This window comes from Methanolobus vulcani, from assembly GCF_900100715.1.
Classification (GTDB): Archaea; Halobacteriota; Methanosarcinia; order Methanosarcinales; family Methanosarcinaceae; genus Methanolobus; species Methanolobus vulcani.
On record NZ_FNCA01000001.1, the window covers coordinates 448,915 to 463,482 of the forward strand.

Sequence of the window (14,568 nt, forward strand, 5' to 3'; positions counted from 1 at the left end):
GATTATATCTTTACTTATCTATTTAAGACTGTTTCTTCAGGCACATGAACCAGTCGAGGCAGTACTTTCCTTCTTCCTTGCTCTCGACTCTCTCCTTTGCAGTACCGCATGATCCTGGAGGTGGGATTATTACGTCATCGCCGGGCTGCCAGTTGGCAGGTGTTGCGATGTTTTCTGCATCGGCTTTCTGTATTGCTGTAAGCAGCCTCTTGATCTCATCCATATTCCTACCATTGGACAATGGGTAGTAGAGGATGGCCCTGATGGTTGCCTTTGGATCAATAATGAAAACTGCTCTGACAGCCTGTGTTGTGGAGGCGTTTGGCTGTACCATGCCGAATTTCTTTGCAACTTCCATCTTAAGATCTGCAATAACAGGGAATGTAACTTCTACATCCTTCATGCCCTTGTATTCGATCTTCTCTTTGATGGTGCGCAGCCATGCAATGTGAGCATAGATACTGTCAATGGACAGTCCGATAAGTTCTGTGTTGAGTGCTTTGAATTCATCCTGCATTGTTGAGAATGTCATGAACTCAGTTGTACATACAGGTGTAAAGTCTGCAGGGTGGCTGAAAAGAATTACCCACTTGCCCTTGTAGTCTTTAGGGAAGTTGATCTCTCCGGCGGTTGTCTCTGCTTTAAAGGTTGGTGCTGCGTCTCCGATAAGTGGCATTGTTACAATTTCTTCTTCCATATTACTCCATCTCCATACATTTCTTACAAATTCCGTAAAAGTTAGTGTCTGCTGATTCTATTCTGAAGTCATCTATCTGTTCTGCTATTTTCATAGCATAGTCGCTAAGCTCTTCTGACTGGTAGTCTGTTATTTCTCCGCATTCGAGGCATATTGTGTGGTGGTGAGGCACCAGATTCGCTTCGAACCTTGAAACCCCCTTGACATTCACCTCCTTTATCAATCCCTTTTCAGCAAGGAACTTCAGGTTATTATAAACTGTAGCTTTGCTAATACGTGTGAGCTTTTGTCTTACTCCCTCATAGACATCATCTACAGTTGGATGACCATCAAATTCCTTGAGGAACTCCAGGATCTCGATCCGCTGGTTTGTATATTTGATGTCTGCTTGTTTCATGTTTGACCACTTTCCGCTTTTTCTGGTTTCTAACATATCTTATGTAAGAACAGATTCTAAATAAGAATTGTTATTATTTAAACTTTGTTACTATTTAGGATAAAAACCTGTTTGGCACTATATATTTGAAGATATAATGCTAAAAAACCAGACCAGTAAGCAAGAATGAATTCATTTGAGCAAGTTACTTATGAGATAATTAGCAGATTACTAGCAAATAATCATCAAACTCCCGGAGAAATAAAATGAGTAAGAACAGGATAATTTCATGGAATGTGAATGGTATAAGGGCAGTTCATAAGAAGGGATTCCTTGATTGGTTCAATGAAGAGAGACCTGATATACTCTGTATCCAGGAAACAAAGGCCCACAGGGAACAACTCCCGGCAGACCTTCTTGAAATAGATGGTTATTACAATTACTTTGCATCTGCCGAGAAAAAAGGCTACAGTGGAGTTGCACTTTACACCAAAAAAGAACCTGTGGATATAAAATGTGGCTTTGGAATTGAAAAGTTCGATAGTGAAGGACGCACACAGATAGCAGATTTTGGAGATTTTGTGCTCTTTAATATATACTTCCCAAATGGCAAAGCATCTGATGAAAGACTTGCATACAAAATGGAATTCTACGATGCTTTTCTTGAATATGCCAACACACTCAAGTCAAGAGGCAAAAGGATAATCGTCTGCGGAGACGTGAACACTGCACACAAGGAAATCGACCTTGCACGCCCAAAAGACAACGAAACTGTATCCGGTTTCCTGCCAGAAGAACGCGCATGGATCGATAAACTACTTGACAATGGGTATGTAGATACTTTCAGAATGTTCAACGAGGAACCTGAGAATTATACCTGGTGGAGCATGAGGACTAGAGCCAGGGAAAGAAACGTTGGCTGGAGAATTGATTACTTCTTCGCAAGTGATAATGTGAAAGATAACATCAAAGATGCATTCATACTACCTGACGTAATGGGTTCGGACCACTGCCCGATAGGGATCGATGTTGAGTTCTGATCCAGATTCCAAACTCGGAAATAACTATTGTTTTTCACTGATGCTGTCCAGGGCGATCCTGACAGCATCCTTCGGGTCACTTGCTCTGATGGTACCTTCTATTTCCCATTTTGACTGCAGGGTCACCACTGTTTTGCCCATTTTCAGTGAATGTGCTATCTCCGAAAGAGTGCCATATTCACCGCCTAAAGCTATAAGAGCGTCAGCTGAGCGTGTAATGATCACATTCCTTGCATGTCCCATTTCAGTGACTATGGCAATATCAATATAGGGATTTGCACTTTTGCGGTTGTCTCCCGGCAGAAGACCAACAGTTGTTCCGGATTCTTTTTTTGCACCTCTGGCAGAAGCTTCCATTACTCCACCAAGTCCGCCGCATATAAGAAGTGCATCGTTTCTGGCAATCTCAGCACCTACTTCTTCAGCCAGGTTTTCCAGTTCCCTGTCACATGAACCCGCACCAATCACTCCAATTTGTATCATTGAACACCAAACCCCCAATTAACTTATTTTTTACATATATTCACTTTGTATCCGTAGAATATCTTTACTGTCCCTGGCCTGAGAATATTCCTCCAGAGGCTCATGATTTAGCTCAAGAAAAGTGTGTCCCCAGTTGAACTTGGACATTATTTTCTCTGCCTGCTGCTTGTTCCCAAGAATATAAAGTGCAGCGGCAAATGCTTCCACAGATGTCAGTTTGAATGGTCTTCCGAAATTTACCGGATTTGCGGCTACAAGGTAAGGCAGTGCACGGTGTTCAAGTCTCATTTTGAGGAGCTGCGGGAACACTCTTTCAACTTCCTCCCAGGAGCAGTCCAGCACAGTAATACCCTTTTTGGAGTTATCCTCAGGTGAGAGGGCTTTTTGGGCCATCGGGTCAAGTAAAATAGATCTCGAAGGAATTCTCTCGATCTTCTCTGAAAGATCCACAAGTCCGAATTTTGCCATTTTCTTACCTGTACACTTTTTTGGATCGCATTGTTTGGCATGGTATAGGAAGAGTTTTATGTCTTTTTCATCAGCTTGAATCATGTGGGAAAAAGCGTCATGATGCTATAAATTCTTGTTCTGTGAATAATTTAACACTGCAATAATATAGATATGTATTTATATTTTTAAGTAGTATTTTGAGATGATTATACATTATTTACATTAACTGAATATGATCGCCATTTGAATGGTACATCAACTGCGATCATTAATCGAGGCATTTTATGACAGCAATAATTTTCACAATCGTCTCAGGGAAGGGTGGTGCAGGCACAAGCACTGCTGCTATAAATCTTGGTGCCGCTCTGGCAGGGTTCGCAAAAAAAACTCTGATCATCGATGCTGATGTAGGGATGCCCACCATTGGACTGATGTTGGGGCTTGAAACTTCAAAAGGAACTATCCACGAAGTACTTGCAGGCAAAGTAGAGCTTAGTGAAGCCGTTTATGACGGACCAAATAACATGCACATACTCCCTGGGAGCATCTCACTTCAGGGTTTTGTGAATGCAAATACAGAGATACTTGCAGACATTGTGGAAAGTGTCAAAGAAAAATATGATTATATCATAATTGATTCCCCTACCGGAATAAACAAGAATTCACTACTGGCAATATCCCTTGCTGATGAAATTATCCAGCTTGTCAATCCGGACATAGTATCGCTTGCCGGTGCAATGAAGATCAAAGCGATCAGCGACAATATGGGCAAGCAGTTCAGGGGATTGTTGCTTAACAGGACAGGTGTTACCCAGAATGAAATTAGTTCAGAGCGGATAGAAACTGCCCTTGGGCTCAAAATACTGGCAACATTACCAGAAGAGAAGAATGTGAAGAATTCACTTGCATTCAAATCTCCGATCGTCATCAAATATCCGGCTTCTCAGGTAAGTGTGAACTTTAATCGCCTTGCTGCCGAAATTGCAGGTATCAAAGTATCAGTAGAAGAACTGTCCCGTGAAGAGCCTGAAAAGAAAAAGAAAGCAAGAAAATTCTCACTTGCAAAGAATAAGAACTGATCCGGGTGAGAATATGCAAACTCCATCGGAAATGACTGAGCTGAAAAAGAATGGGATGATCATAATTACTGGGGTTGGTAATTTTGAGCATAGATAACACTTCTGATAACCGGACAGATGCAACAGAAAATGCAGATGAGATCGATTCATCTCTTCAGCCTGAAAGTGAAACATCTGAAATTGAAGACTTCCTGCGGGAAATAAAAGAAAACGATGTTAGATCGGACTCCTCAGGAGAGAATTCAGAAAATGACATATCACTGGATGACATACCCGTAAAAGAACCTGCAGAAGATGCGATCCAGGAAGATGGTCTTGCAGATGATGTCGATAATTCTCAAACTGAAACTAAAGAGATCTCACCTCAAGAAGAAGCAACATTGATAAAAACAGAATCAGATACTGCTGTTCCCGAAATTGTTGAAGATGATGTGCAGCAAGACGGGAGCGAGACTCTGGCAGTTGATGAGGATGATATAATAGGCGAACTTGCCGACCTTATCCTTCCTGATGCAGAGCCGGTAAATATCGAAGACCTGAAAAGTAAGATAGATGACGTTTATATCCCTTTATTCAGAGATAATGTAGAAGAAGAAAGGGATTCTTTCTGGAAGGACACTATTTCTGAACTATATAAAGAAGAACCCGTTGAAGAAGATATATTTACAGAAGAAGAGAAAGACTCTTCTATTCTTGACCGCATTACCAAGCTTTTCTCATCAAAGAAATCTCTCTATGAACCATACAATATTGTGGAACACGGACCAATAGTAGACCTTACGATGCCTGCGGACAGTCCTTTCAGAGAAGTTGAACTTTATGAGGTAAACCCACTCTATGCATATGTCAGAATTGCATATGACCCTGAATCACATGAATATCAATATCAGGCAATTGAACCTGTATTATCAGAAAAAGAACAGGAACTCCTTGATACTATAAAGTTGAAATTCATTGAAACCTTGGATGTGAACCTTAAGGAGATCTCCCGCAAAAATGCTGAGGACTACCTGAGAGAAAATGTAGCGAAATATCTGCAGGAATTCAAGATAGATATCTCACCGAGAAAACGTGAAAGAATAATGTATCACATTGTCCGTGACTATGTCGGATATGGAGAGATCGATGTGTTAATGAGAGACCCGAACCTGGAGGATATTTCCTGTGACGGACCTAACACTCCTGTGTATATCTATCATAAAGAATACAACTCGATCCCAAGTGACATTGAGTTCCCATCTGATGAGGTGCTGGATTCATTTGCCATCAGGATCGCACAGATATGTGGCAGACATATTTCAATTGCAAAACCATTGCTTGATGCTACAATGCCGGATGGTTCACGTATCCAGATGACCCTGGGACGTGAGATCACAACCCGTGGAAGTACTTTTACAATCAGGAGATTCAAGGATAACCCCATAACTCCAGCCAACCTTATAGAATATCATACATTCTCAACAGCCATGATGGCTTACATGTGGCTGGCTGTTGATTCAAGTAAAAGCCTGATATTTGCCGGAGGAACCGCTTCCGGTAAAACAACTGCCATGAATGCAGTCTCACTTTTCATTCAGCCGGAAATGAAGATCGTTTCTATTGAAGATACAAGAGAACTGAATCTTTCACACCCTAACTGGATCCCTGGTGTTACCAGACAGGCATTTGCAGGCGAGGATAAAGGTTCCATTGAGATGTATGAGCTTCTAAGAGCATCACTCAGACAGAGGCCTGAATACATCCTGGTGGGTGAGGTACGAGGAGCTGAAGCCTATGTGTTGTTCCAGGCAATGTCCACAGGACACACTACATTCTCAACAATGCATGCTGATTCCGTACAATCAGTAGTACACAGGCTTGAAAACCCGCCGATCAACGTACCGAGGATCATGATCCAGGCGCTTGACCTTGTAGCCATCCAGATACAGGTAAAGGTTGGTGATGAGCGTGTCAGAAGATGCAAGAGTCTAACTGAAATAGTTGGTGTTGATCCAAGGACCGGTGAACTGCTTACTAATGATGTTTTCGTATGGGATGCTGCGCGTGATATGTTCCAGTACTCCGGGCGCTCCTATATTATTGAAAGCGTGATGGAAAGCCGCGGATGGAGTGAAGAGAAAGTTCGTGACGAACTAAAACGGCGGCAGGACATACTTGAATGGGCTCGTGATAAGAATATAACTCATTTCAGAGACTTTGCGAAGATCGTTGTGGGTTATAATCGTGAACCGGAAATGATAATGAAACTCGTAAGGCAGGAATTGTATGGCTAATCCGTATTTTATTTTTGCTTACAACCTATTTGGAAAATACTATGAGAAAAAAAGGGTCGAGTTTTTCGGCCTGCGTCATAGTCTCCTTAAGAACAGAGTAGACATGGCTTTTGATGTGTACATGTCCGGTGCACTTCTAAGTTCAATACTTTCTGCATTTGTAGCATTGTTTGGAGTTTCTTTCCTTTTTCTTATATTTGGTGTACCTGAGGTAAAACCAACCAGAATCATGTTCCCTGGATGGATGGCACCATACCTCCAGTACAAATCGATTGTACTTGGAGTATTTTTCGGAATATTGTTCACAGCCCTTGTGTTTGTGATCATTTACAAGCTATTCCTTGTATATCCATCTATAATGGCAGGTGACAGAAAAAGAAGAATTGACAGCATGCTTCCATATGCCGTGAACTATATGTCGGCCATGTCTGGTGCCGGAGTTCTTCCGGTTGATCTGTTCAGATCACTTGCGAACAATGATATCTATGGAGAAATGGCAGTTGAATGCAGATACCTGGTGCGTGACCTGGAGATATTAGGTCATGACCTTGTGACAGCTATGAAGAATCTTTCTGTAACAACACCATCAACAGCTTTGCAGGATTTCCTGCAAGGAGCTATCACAGTCGTAACTTCCGGCGGACAGCTTGAACCTTACTTTGAAATCAAGACCGAACAGTACATTTTGGAGAACAGACAGAACCAGAAAGAATTCCTGGAAACCCTTGGCCTTCTGGGGGAAACATATGTAACGGCTTTTGTTGCCGGTCCTCTTTTCCTTGTGGTGGTGATATCCATTATGTCCATTATGGGTAATGCACAGCTTATATTCCTTTATGTGATCATCTACGCACTGATACCAATTGGTAGTATCATGTATGTTGTCCTTATCAGTACTCTAACTCCGGAGGCCTAAAATGAAGTTAGCTGATTTTTTGAGATTAAATGCAAAAGAAAATGAAACGCTGACGGAAGAAGAACTGATAGAATTGGAAGACAACCTGATCAACGCAAAAATGGAGGAAGCAACAAAGAATGTAGTGATAAAGGAATTCCTGAAGGATCCCTTAAAGACACTGTATAACTATCCGGAATACACATTCGCAATTAGTGTGCCTATTGCACTGGTTTTCTTTGTAATTGGTATGATTGCTACATGGGACACCCCTATAATAGATGATGTGATAATCTTTTCAGTGCTTATTTCCATTACACCTCCTGCGTTTACATTCCATAAGAAATACAAGAGGACAGATACAATCGAAGAATACCTGCCTACTTTCCTCAGGGACATTTCCGAAATGAGCAGGGCAGGACTTACCCTTCCAAGAGCAGTGAACACTGTTGCAAAAGGAGAATATGGCGCCCTTACAAAGGAAGTTCAGGCAATGGATGCATCAATGTCCTGGGGTGTTTCTTTTGAAGAATCATTACAGAACTTTGCAAAAAGAGTTCCAACTCCGATTATCGTAAGGTCAGTTTCACTTATCACACAGGCAAGCAAAGCCGGAGGTCGTGTTGCTTCGGTTCTAGAAGCTGCTGCCCGTGATGCAAGAGAAGTTAAATTACTGGAACGTGAGAGACGTGGTAATATGATGGTATATGTGGTCATCAGTTACATGTCATTCTTTGTGTTCCTTTTTGTTATAGGAATGCTCACATCCACTTTCGTACCGACCATGGCAGAAGCCGGAAAAGCTGCACAGGCAGCTGGAGCCGGAAGTCAGTTCATTGGTGCATTTGACCCGGCAAAATACACACGACTCATGATGCACACAGGAGTGATCCAGGGATTTATGAGCGGACTTGTGGCAGGACAGATGGGCGAAGGTTCTGTGTTCCAGGGTCTGAAACACTCTATCATCCTGACACTCGTAGCATGGATGGTATTTACTTTTGTGATCTAAAACCAAAAATATAATAAAATAAAATAATCAAAGGAAGGCTTATTCTATTTTGGAATAAGCTTCCAGTGCTTTTTTTCTTACATCTGTGAAAAGATCATTCTCATGGGAATCTATTCCCACAACCAGAGGACCGAAATTCTCTACCTTAAGTTCCCATACAGCTTCAGGCATCCCAAGGTCAAGCCAGTGAACTGTGGTTACTTTTTCAATGCTCATGGCTGCAAGGGCTGCACATCCTCCTGTGAATGCCAGATAGACAGACTTCCCCTTCATGGCTTCTGTTACGTTATCCATGCCACCTTTCCCCACAAATGCACGAACGTCATGGATATCAAGGAGAGCCGGTGTCATTTTTGACATCCTTGCACTGGTGGTTGGTCCGGCAGCAACAACTTCCCAGCCATCATCTTTTCCCTTCATGAGAGGACCGCAGTGATATATTACCGCACCTTCAAGGTCAAATGGAAGTTCTTTCTTTTCCTCTGCCATTTCAAGAATTCTTGCATGGGCTTCGTCCCTTGCAGTGTAAACAGTCCCGTTGAGATAAACAATGTCACCTGCATTTAGTTTATCAACATCTTCTTTTTTCAGTGGTGTATTTAGCTTGTATTCCATTATTCATCACCACCCAGAACAACTGAAGCATGACGATTCGCCCAGCATTGAATATTTACCGCAACAGGAAGTGATGCTGTATGACAATGTGCTTTTTTAATGTGGACTGCTAAAGCGGTTGTTTTTCCTCCAAGTCCCATTGGTCCTATTCCCAGTGAATTAATGTCATCAAGGAGAACTGTTTCTTCTTCGCTCATCTCATCAACTTTCTCAAGCAGAGCTGACTTTGCAAGTCTTGCAGCTTTGTCAAATGAACCACCAATACCCACACCTACAACAACCGGAGGGCATGGTTTTCCACCTGCATTAAGGACGGTTTCAAGAACAAAATTACGGATGCTGTCCTTTTCAGTTGGATTGAGCATTTTTATTGCGCTCATATTCTCAGAACCTGCACCCTTCGGTGCCGCGGTTATCTTAATGCTGCTTCCATCAACAAGTTCGTATTTAATGTCAGGAATTCCGTTTCCAGTATTATTTCCGCTGTTGCTTCTGGTTAAAGGATCAACAGCATTTGGACGCAGTGGTATCGACCGAGTTGCTTTTTTCACACCTTCAAGAATTGCATCTTCCAGCCTGAAATCCATTCTGGCATCACGACCGAGTTCAACATAGAAAATCAATATGCCAGTATCCTGGCACATCGGTACTTTTTTCTTTGCTGCGATCCCTATATTCTTCAGGATAGCTTCAAGTTGCTCTTTTGCAACAGGAGATGATTCTTGCGATGCAGCTTTTTCTAATGCAACAACAACATCCTTTGGTAGTACGGTCTCAGCCTCTTCTAATATATCAACAACAGCAGATACAACAGTATCATAATCAATAGGATTTGACAAAAAAGATCACCTTTGGTGTGGTGCGGGAGAAGGGATTCGAACCCCCGAACGCCTGCGCGAGCAGATCTTGAGTCTGCCACCGTTGGCCACTTGGTTACTCCCGCATTTGAGATAAACGATACCACTATTGCCGTATTTATTATAAATTTAACTGTCGATTCATATGACACACTCAGCCTAAAAAGTATGCAGGAAATAAGCAGAAATATAAATTCAGTAACATATTTACTGAGTATGATTACAAATCGATGGAGTTAAATAGATAGGACATGAAATAAAGAGTATAGTGGTATACCAGTGATTAAGTATTATATTACTGGTCTATGTGGTACTAAAATAGAATGCAGGGGGCATACTATTAGACGGAGTAGGTTGGATATTACAATAGCCATTCTAAGAATTGCAATGGATGGTGCAAAAAAAACACAGATAGTTTACGGAGCGAACCTTAATTCAACAATTGCAAATAAATACCTTTCAAGGCTTGAAGAAAAACAGTTAATAGAGCAAAAAGGTAATCTATTTGTTACTACAGATAAAGGTAGGATGTATAGGGATATGGCCAGCGAACTGGATATCCGCTGACATTGACTTAAAGACTATTTTGGGATTTATAACATAATATATTTTTATATTTTTTCAGATAAAACCTAGTAACTGTGAGATTTTAAGGACAACGTTTGCCACGGTGTAGGTGACGCTGTTCACAAAACCCACGGGTTCAATAACAATATCACCGTTATCTTTTGCTTCGATGAAAGTTTCAAGCGGGGTATCTGAATCTATTATACTTCTTACAGTGGCTTCACTGGAACCAATGATCATGGTAGCATCAAATTCTGTATCTTTTGAAACTTTCTCAAAGGTCGTCACATATGCATTTTCAGTTACCGCCTTTATGTAGATCTCATCACCCGAATCAGCTACGATGACAAGTTTTATCACTTCATCCCCGAGCAAGCTCTTGAGATAGGAAGGCAAGTACTCTGTATTTTGGTTGTAATCATTGACCTTTATTTCAAGATCATTGAATATGTCCGCACTTGCTACCGGCATGAGCAACATCAGTAATATTAAAAGAATTATTATTTTTTTCATCTGCTTCCTCCTGCGTATGATACTTTTCTCATTGACAGAGTCTTGGATCAATGTAAACATCATAATTTACAATTTGTCTAGCAGCTGAATAAAAGACGGGATCAATGACCCGCATAGATACATACCATTTTCAGCCATATAGACCACCCTATATAGTACCAAATATATATTGAATACGATTATAGTTATAGTTGACTGTGTTTTATATATAAAAGACTCTTTTACAGGAAAACTGTTTTAAGAACATACGCATAATTGCATTTTCAAGAGGGCGATTTCTAATGGGTGAGATTGTAGTAAGCGATGCCATGAGAGACTATTTTGAAGGGCTTGAGTCTAATCTCCACAAGGAAATAGAAATTGCCAATCGTGCACGTTCCAGAGGCAGAGACCCAAAACCTCACATTGAGATTCCCCTTGCAAAAGACCTTGCAGACAGGGTGGAGAACCTCATTGGCGTGAAAGGTGTTGCAGAGCAGATCCGCATATTTGACGAGACTATGTCTCGTGAAGAAGGAGCTCTTGCTATTGGAAAAGCTGTTGCTGAAGGTGTCGTCGGTAAGTTTGATTCAAAGGAAGAGGCAATAGAAGCTGCAATCCGTGTGTCCGTTGCAATGCTCACTGAAGGTGTGGTAGCAGCACCAATTGAAGGAATTGATAAGGTCACACTTGGAAAAAACGATGACGGAAGCGAGTATATCAGGATATTTTATTCCGGACCTATACGCAGTGCAGGAGGTACAGCCCAGGCACTGTCTGTTCTTGTTGGTGATTATGTCCGCCGTGCAGTAGGGATTGAAAGATATAAACCACGAAAGGAAGAAGTTGAACGATACGTTGAGGAGATACTGCTTTACAGACGTGTGGCAACTCTTCAATATACTCCATCTGAAGACGAGATTAGACTTATCGTAGAGAATTGCCCCATATGTATAGATGGCGAACCCACTGAAGCCGAGGAAGTTGAAGGTTACAGGAACATGGACAGGATAGAGACGAACAGGGTTCGTGGCGGTATGTGTCTTGTACTTGCCGAAGGTCTGGCCCTGAAAGCCCCAAAAGTTTTGAAGCATGTTAATAAACTTGAGATGGACGGCTGGGACTGGCTCAACACACTCATAGCCGGAACAAAAAGTACAGACGATGATGACGGCGGGTTTGTAGGTGTCAAACCCAAGGATAAGTATCTCCGTGACCTGATAGCAGGAAGACCTGTATTCTCACACCCCATGCGACCAGGTGGTTTCAGGCTCCGCTACGGCAGGTCAAGGAATACATCCTTTGCTGCTGCAGGAATCAGTCCTGCAAGCATGTATATTATGGACAGCTTCATCGTTTCAGGCACACAACTTAAAGTTGAGAGACCTGGAAAAGCCGCAGGAATGGCACCAGTTGACAGTCTTGAAGGTCCGACCGTGAGACTGAGGTCAGGAGATGTAATAAGAGTTGATGACGAGCAGGAAGCCATTGAAATTCACCCGGAAGTCGAAGCTATAATTGATATTGGAGAGATTCTGATCAATTACGGAGATTTTCTTGAGAATAACCATCCACTTGTACCTGCATCTTATTGTTTTGAATGGTGGATACAGGAATTTGAAAAAGCAGTTGCTAATCCACCATACTCAAGAGATGAACTTAAATGTCCATCTCAGGAACTTGCGCTGAAGCTATGTGAAAAATATAATATTCCACTTCATCCGGCCCATACACATCTCTGGCATGATATATCTGTAAAAGAATACGAAACCCTTGCATCATTTATATCAGAGAATGGGATCATTTCTCAGGATTCAAGAATACTTGAACTTCCTCTTACTTTAACCAGAGATTCCGGTATAAAAACGATCCTTGAACATCTTCTTGTCCTGCACAGACTGACTGATGGACATATTGTTATCGAAAATCCTTTACCATTCATCAGATGTATGGGACTGGACACAGACCTTAAGAAAAAATGGACTGAATTACCGGAAGAACTTACAGAAACAGTACCATTGGTCAACAAACTCAGTGGACTGATCGTCAGAGAACGTGCGCCAATAAGGATTGGTGCAAGGATGGGACGTCCTGAGAAATCCAATAAGAGAAAAATGTCTCCTGCTCCTCATGTGCTGTTCCCCATAGGAGATTCGGCAGGAAATACACGTAAAATGGAAGCTGCGGCTGGCTATATATCATCGATGAACAGCAAGGTAGGGCAAATACGAGTTGAGATCGGAAACAGAGTATGTCCGGCTTGTGGAATGGATACTTTCCTTTATCGCTGCGACTGCGGCGAGTTTACCATACCCAAACTTTTCTGCCCCAGATGTGGAATTTCAGCGCAGAAAGAAGAGTGTCCTAAGTGCGGTTCTAAAACCACATGCGTGAAAATGCAGAATATCAATTTCAAAGAGATCTATCAGGCTGCCTTTGCAAAGGTCGGTGAGCGTGAGAATATCGAGGTCAAAGGTGTCAAGAGAATGATGTCAGGAACCATGACCCCGGAACCTCTTGAAAAAGGAATTCTACGTGCAAAACATGACCTTTATACATTTAAAGACGGGACTGTCAGGTACGATATGTCCGATATTCCACTAACACACATCCGGGCTGATGAGCTGGGTATAAAGGTTGAAAAGCTTATTGGAATAGGATATACCGAAGATATCTACGGGAATAAACTGGAAAGGGATGATCAGGTTGTATGCCTGAAAGTTCAGGACCTTGTGATTTCCTACGATTGTGGTGAGTATCTTCTGAGAACCACGAAGTATATCGATGACCTGCTTGAAAAATACTATGGAGAAGAGGCATATTACAAGGCTGAAAAACTCGAGGACCTTGTTGGCGTGATGCTAATGGGACTTGCACCTCATACTTCCGCTGGTGTGCTTGGAAGACTTGTAGGCTTTACAAAAGCATCAGTTGGTTACGCACATCCGTTCTTCCATGCGGCTAAAAGAAGGAACTGTGACGGAGATGAGGATTGTGTCATGTTGCTTATGGATGGTCTCATTAATTTCTCAAGGGATTATCTGCCTGAGAAAAGAGGAGGTAAGATGGACGCACCTCTTGTGCTTACAACTCGTCTTGATCCAAGTGAGGTCGACAAGGAAGCGCACAACATTGATGTATGCGACCACTATCCGCTGGAATTCTACGAAGCTACCCAGAATTATACAAATCCAAAGGAACTGGAGTCCACATTTGACCTTATAAGTGCAAGATTGGGAACTCCTGACCAGTACGAGCATTTTATGTACACTCACGATACAACCGATATTGCCGCAGGTCCGCTCAACAGTGCTTACAAGACACTGGGAAGCATGGTGGAGAAAATGGATGCACAGCTTGCTCTTGCCGATAAGATACGTGCGGTCGATGCCTCAAATGTTGCTGAGAGGGTTCTAATTTCACACTTCCTGCCGGATATGTTCGGTAATCTCAGGGCATTTTCAAGGCAGGGTACAAGATGCCTGAAATGTGCCGCAAAGTTCCGCAGACCTCCACTTACGGGAATTTGTCCTAAATGTGGTGGCAGGGTCATACTTACAGTTCACGAGGGTGCTGTGAAAAAGTATCTGGAGGTTTCAAAGAAAGTCGCTCATGATTACAATGTTTCCAGTTATACAAAACAAAGAATAGAATTGTTGGGTCTGGATATGCAATCACTCTTTGAGAATGACAAATCAAAACAGACCGGACTACTGGAATTTATGTGAGCAG

General features: G+C 42.1%; 14 protein-coding genes and 1 tRNA gene. 7 read left to right on the forward strand and 8 right to left on the reverse strand.

Features of this window, described 5'->3' with window-relative positions:
• Window positions 1-22 precede the first annotated feature (22 nt).
• Both BLP52_RS01940 and BLP52_RS01945 read right to left on the reverse strand, forming a co-directional pair.
• Window positions 23-697, reverse strand: a complete 675-nt coding sequence (locus tag BLP52_RS01940) for a peroxiredoxin (protein WP_091708205.1) — start codon at window positions 695-697, stop codon at window positions 23-25.
• 1 nt (window position 698) lies between these two features.
• Window positions 699-1,094, reverse strand: a complete 396-nt coding sequence (locus BLP52_RS01945; protein WP_091708206.1) for a Fur family transcriptional regulator — start codon at window positions 1,092-1,094, stop codon at window positions 699-701.
• A gap of 245 nt (window positions 1,095-1,339) precedes the next feature.
• Between BLP52_RS01945 and BLP52_RS01950 the strand changes: the two genes are divergently transcribed.
• Window positions 1,340-2,113: an exodeoxyribonuclease III gene (locus BLP52_RS01950; protein ID WP_091708208.1), complete on the forward strand. Its 774-nt coding sequence runs from the start codon at window positions 1,340-1,342 to the stop codon at window positions 2,111-2,113.
• 24 nt (window positions 2,114-2,137) lie between these two features.
• Here the strand turns inward: BLP52_RS01950 and BLP52_RS01955 are convergent, their stop codons facing one another.
• A complete protein-coding gene (locus BLP52_RS01955) occupies window positions 2,138-2,596 on the reverse strand; it encodes a TIGR00725 family protein (RefSeq protein WP_091708210.1) in 459 nt (152 codons plus the stop codon).
• Window positions 2,597-2,626: 30 nt separating this feature from the next.
• Complete coding sequence (locus BLP52_RS01960; RefSeq protein ID WP_091708212.1) at window positions 2,627-3,148, reverse strand: DUF367 family protein; 522 nt, start codon at window positions 3,146-3,148, stop codon at window positions 2,627-2,629.
• Between the two features lie 182 nt (window positions 3,149-3,330).
• Between BLP52_RS01960 and minD the strand changes: the two genes are divergently transcribed.
• The 4 genes from minD (at window position 3,331) to BLP52_RS01980 (ending at window position 8,305) form a co-directional block, all read left to right on the forward strand.
• The gene (minD, locus tag BLP52_RS01965) at window positions 3,331-4,125 is read left to right on the forward strand and encodes a cell division ATPase MinD (RefSeq protein WP_091708214.1); all 795 of its coding nucleotides are present in this window, start codon (window positions 3,331-3,333) and stop codon (window positions 4,123-4,125) included.
• Window positions 4,126-4,208: 83 nt separating this feature from the next.
• Entirely contained in the window at window positions 4,209-6,398 is a 2,190-nt protein-coding gene (locus BLP52_RS01970) for a type II/IV secretion system ATPase subunit (RefSeq protein WP_238380683.1), read from the forward strand.
• Window positions 6,391-7,314 carry a type II secretion system F family protein gene (locus BLP52_RS01975; protein WP_091708216.1) on the forward strand — a complete coding sequence of 308 codons (924 nt, stop codon included), beginning with the start codon at window positions 6,391-6,393 and terminating at the stop codon, window positions 7,312-7,314. Before BLP52_RS01970 ends, BLP52_RS01975 begins: the two co-directional genes overlap by 8 nt.
• Before the next feature lies 1 nt (window position 7,315).
• Window positions 7,316-8,305 carry a type II secretion system F family protein gene (locus BLP52_RS01980; RefSeq protein WP_091708218.1) on the forward strand — a complete coding sequence of 330 codons (990 nt, stop codon included), beginning with the start codon at window positions 7,316-7,318 and terminating at the stop codon, window positions 8,303-8,305.
• A 39-nt stretch (window positions 8,306-8,344) separates the two neighbouring features.
• On the opposite strand, the gene BLP52_RS01985 is transcribed toward BLP52_RS01980, so the two are convergent.
• The 3 genes from BLP52_RS01985 to BLP52_RS01995 all read right to left on the reverse strand — a co-directional run bounded on the left by BLP52_RS01985 (window position 8,345) and on the right by BLP52_RS01995 (window position 9,863).
• Window positions 8,345-8,920 carry a FumA C-terminus/TtdB family hydratase beta subunit gene (locus tag BLP52_RS01985; RefSeq protein ID WP_091708219.1) on the reverse strand — a complete coding sequence of 192 codons (576 nt, stop codon included), beginning with the start codon at window positions 8,918-8,920 and terminating at the stop codon, window positions 8,345-8,347.
• Complete coding sequence (locus BLP52_RS01990) at window positions 8,920-9,759, reverse strand: fumarate hydratase (protein ID WP_091708221.1); 840 nt, start codon at window positions 9,757-9,759, stop codon at window positions 8,920-8,922. The genes BLP52_RS01985 and BLP52_RS01990 overlap by 1 nt, the downstream gene beginning before the upstream one ends.
• A gap of 18 nt (window positions 9,760-9,777) precedes the next feature.
• Window positions 9,778-9,863, reverse strand: a tRNA-Leu gene (locus BLP52_RS01995).
• A gap of 268 nt (window positions 9,864-10,131) precedes the next feature.
• Here BLP52_RS01995 and BLP52_RS02000 point away from each other — a divergent pair.
• Window positions 10,132-10,344, forward strand: coding sequence for a winged helix-turn-helix domain-containing protein (locus tag BLP52_RS02000; protein WP_238380684.1), 213 nt, complete (start codon window positions 10,132-10,134; stop codon window positions 10,342-10,344).
• Window positions 10,345-10,398: 54 nt separating this feature from the next.
• Here BLP52_RS02000 and BLP52_RS02005 read toward each other — a convergent pair whose 3' ends face one another.
• The gene (locus BLP52_RS02005; protein WP_091708222.1) at window positions 10,399-10,857 is read right to left on the reverse strand and encodes a hypothetical protein; all 459 of its coding nucleotides are present in this window, start codon (window positions 10,855-10,857) and stop codon (window positions 10,399-10,401) included.
• 281 nt (window positions 10,858-11,138) lie between these two features.
• Here BLP52_RS02005 and BLP52_RS02010 point away from each other — a divergent pair, with 281 nt between their 5' ends.
• A complete protein-coding gene (locus tag BLP52_RS02010; protein WP_091708224.1) occupies window positions 11,139-14,564 on the forward strand; it encodes a DNA polymerase II large subunit in 3,426 nt (1,141 codons plus the stop codon).
• The last annotated feature ends 4 nt before the right edge of the window (window positions 14,565-14,568 follow it).

Coding starts and splice junctions, on each gene's coding strand:
- BLP52_RS01940 (WP_091708205.1), bottom strand. CDS start 697: ATGGAAGAAGAAATTGTAACAATGCCACTTATCGGAGACGCAGCACCA.
- BLP52_RS02010 (WP_091708224.1), top strand. CDS start 11,139: ATGGGTGAGATTGTAGTAAGCGATGCCATGAGAGACTATTTTGAAGGG.
- BLP52_RS02005 (WP_091708222.1), bottom strand. CDS start 10,857: ATGAAAAAAATAATAATTCTTTTAATATTACTGATGTTGCTCATGCCG.
- BLP52_RS01980 (WP_091708218.1), top strand. CDS start 7,316: ATGAAGTTAGCTGATTTTTTGAGATTAAATGCAAAAGAAAATGAAACG.
- BLP52_RS01985 (WP_091708219.1), bottom strand. CDS start 8,920: ATGGAATACAAGCTAAATACACCACTGAAAAAAGAAGATGTTGATAAA.
- BLP52_RS01955 (WP_091708210.1), bottom strand. CDS start 2,596: ATGATACAAATTGGAGTGATTGGTGCGGGTTCATGTGACAGGGAACTG.
- minD (WP_091708214.1), top strand. CDS start 3,331: ATGACAGCAATAATTTTCACAATCGTCTCAGGGAAGGGTGGTGCAGGC.
- BLP52_RS01945 (WP_091708206.1), bottom strand. CDS start 1,094: ATGAAACAAGCAGACATCAAATATACAAACCAGCGGATCGAGATCCTG.
- BLP52_RS01975 (WP_091708216.1), top strand. CDS start 6,391: ATGGCTAATCCGTATTTTATTTTTGCTTACAACCTATTTGGAAAATAC.
- BLP52_RS01950 (WP_091708208.1), top strand. CDS start 1,340: ATGAGTAAGAACAGGATAATTTCATGGAATGTGAATGGTATAAGGGCA.
- BLP52_RS01960 (WP_091708212.1), bottom strand. CDS start 3,148: ATGATTCAAGCTGATGAAAAAGACATAAAACTCTTCCTATACCATGCC.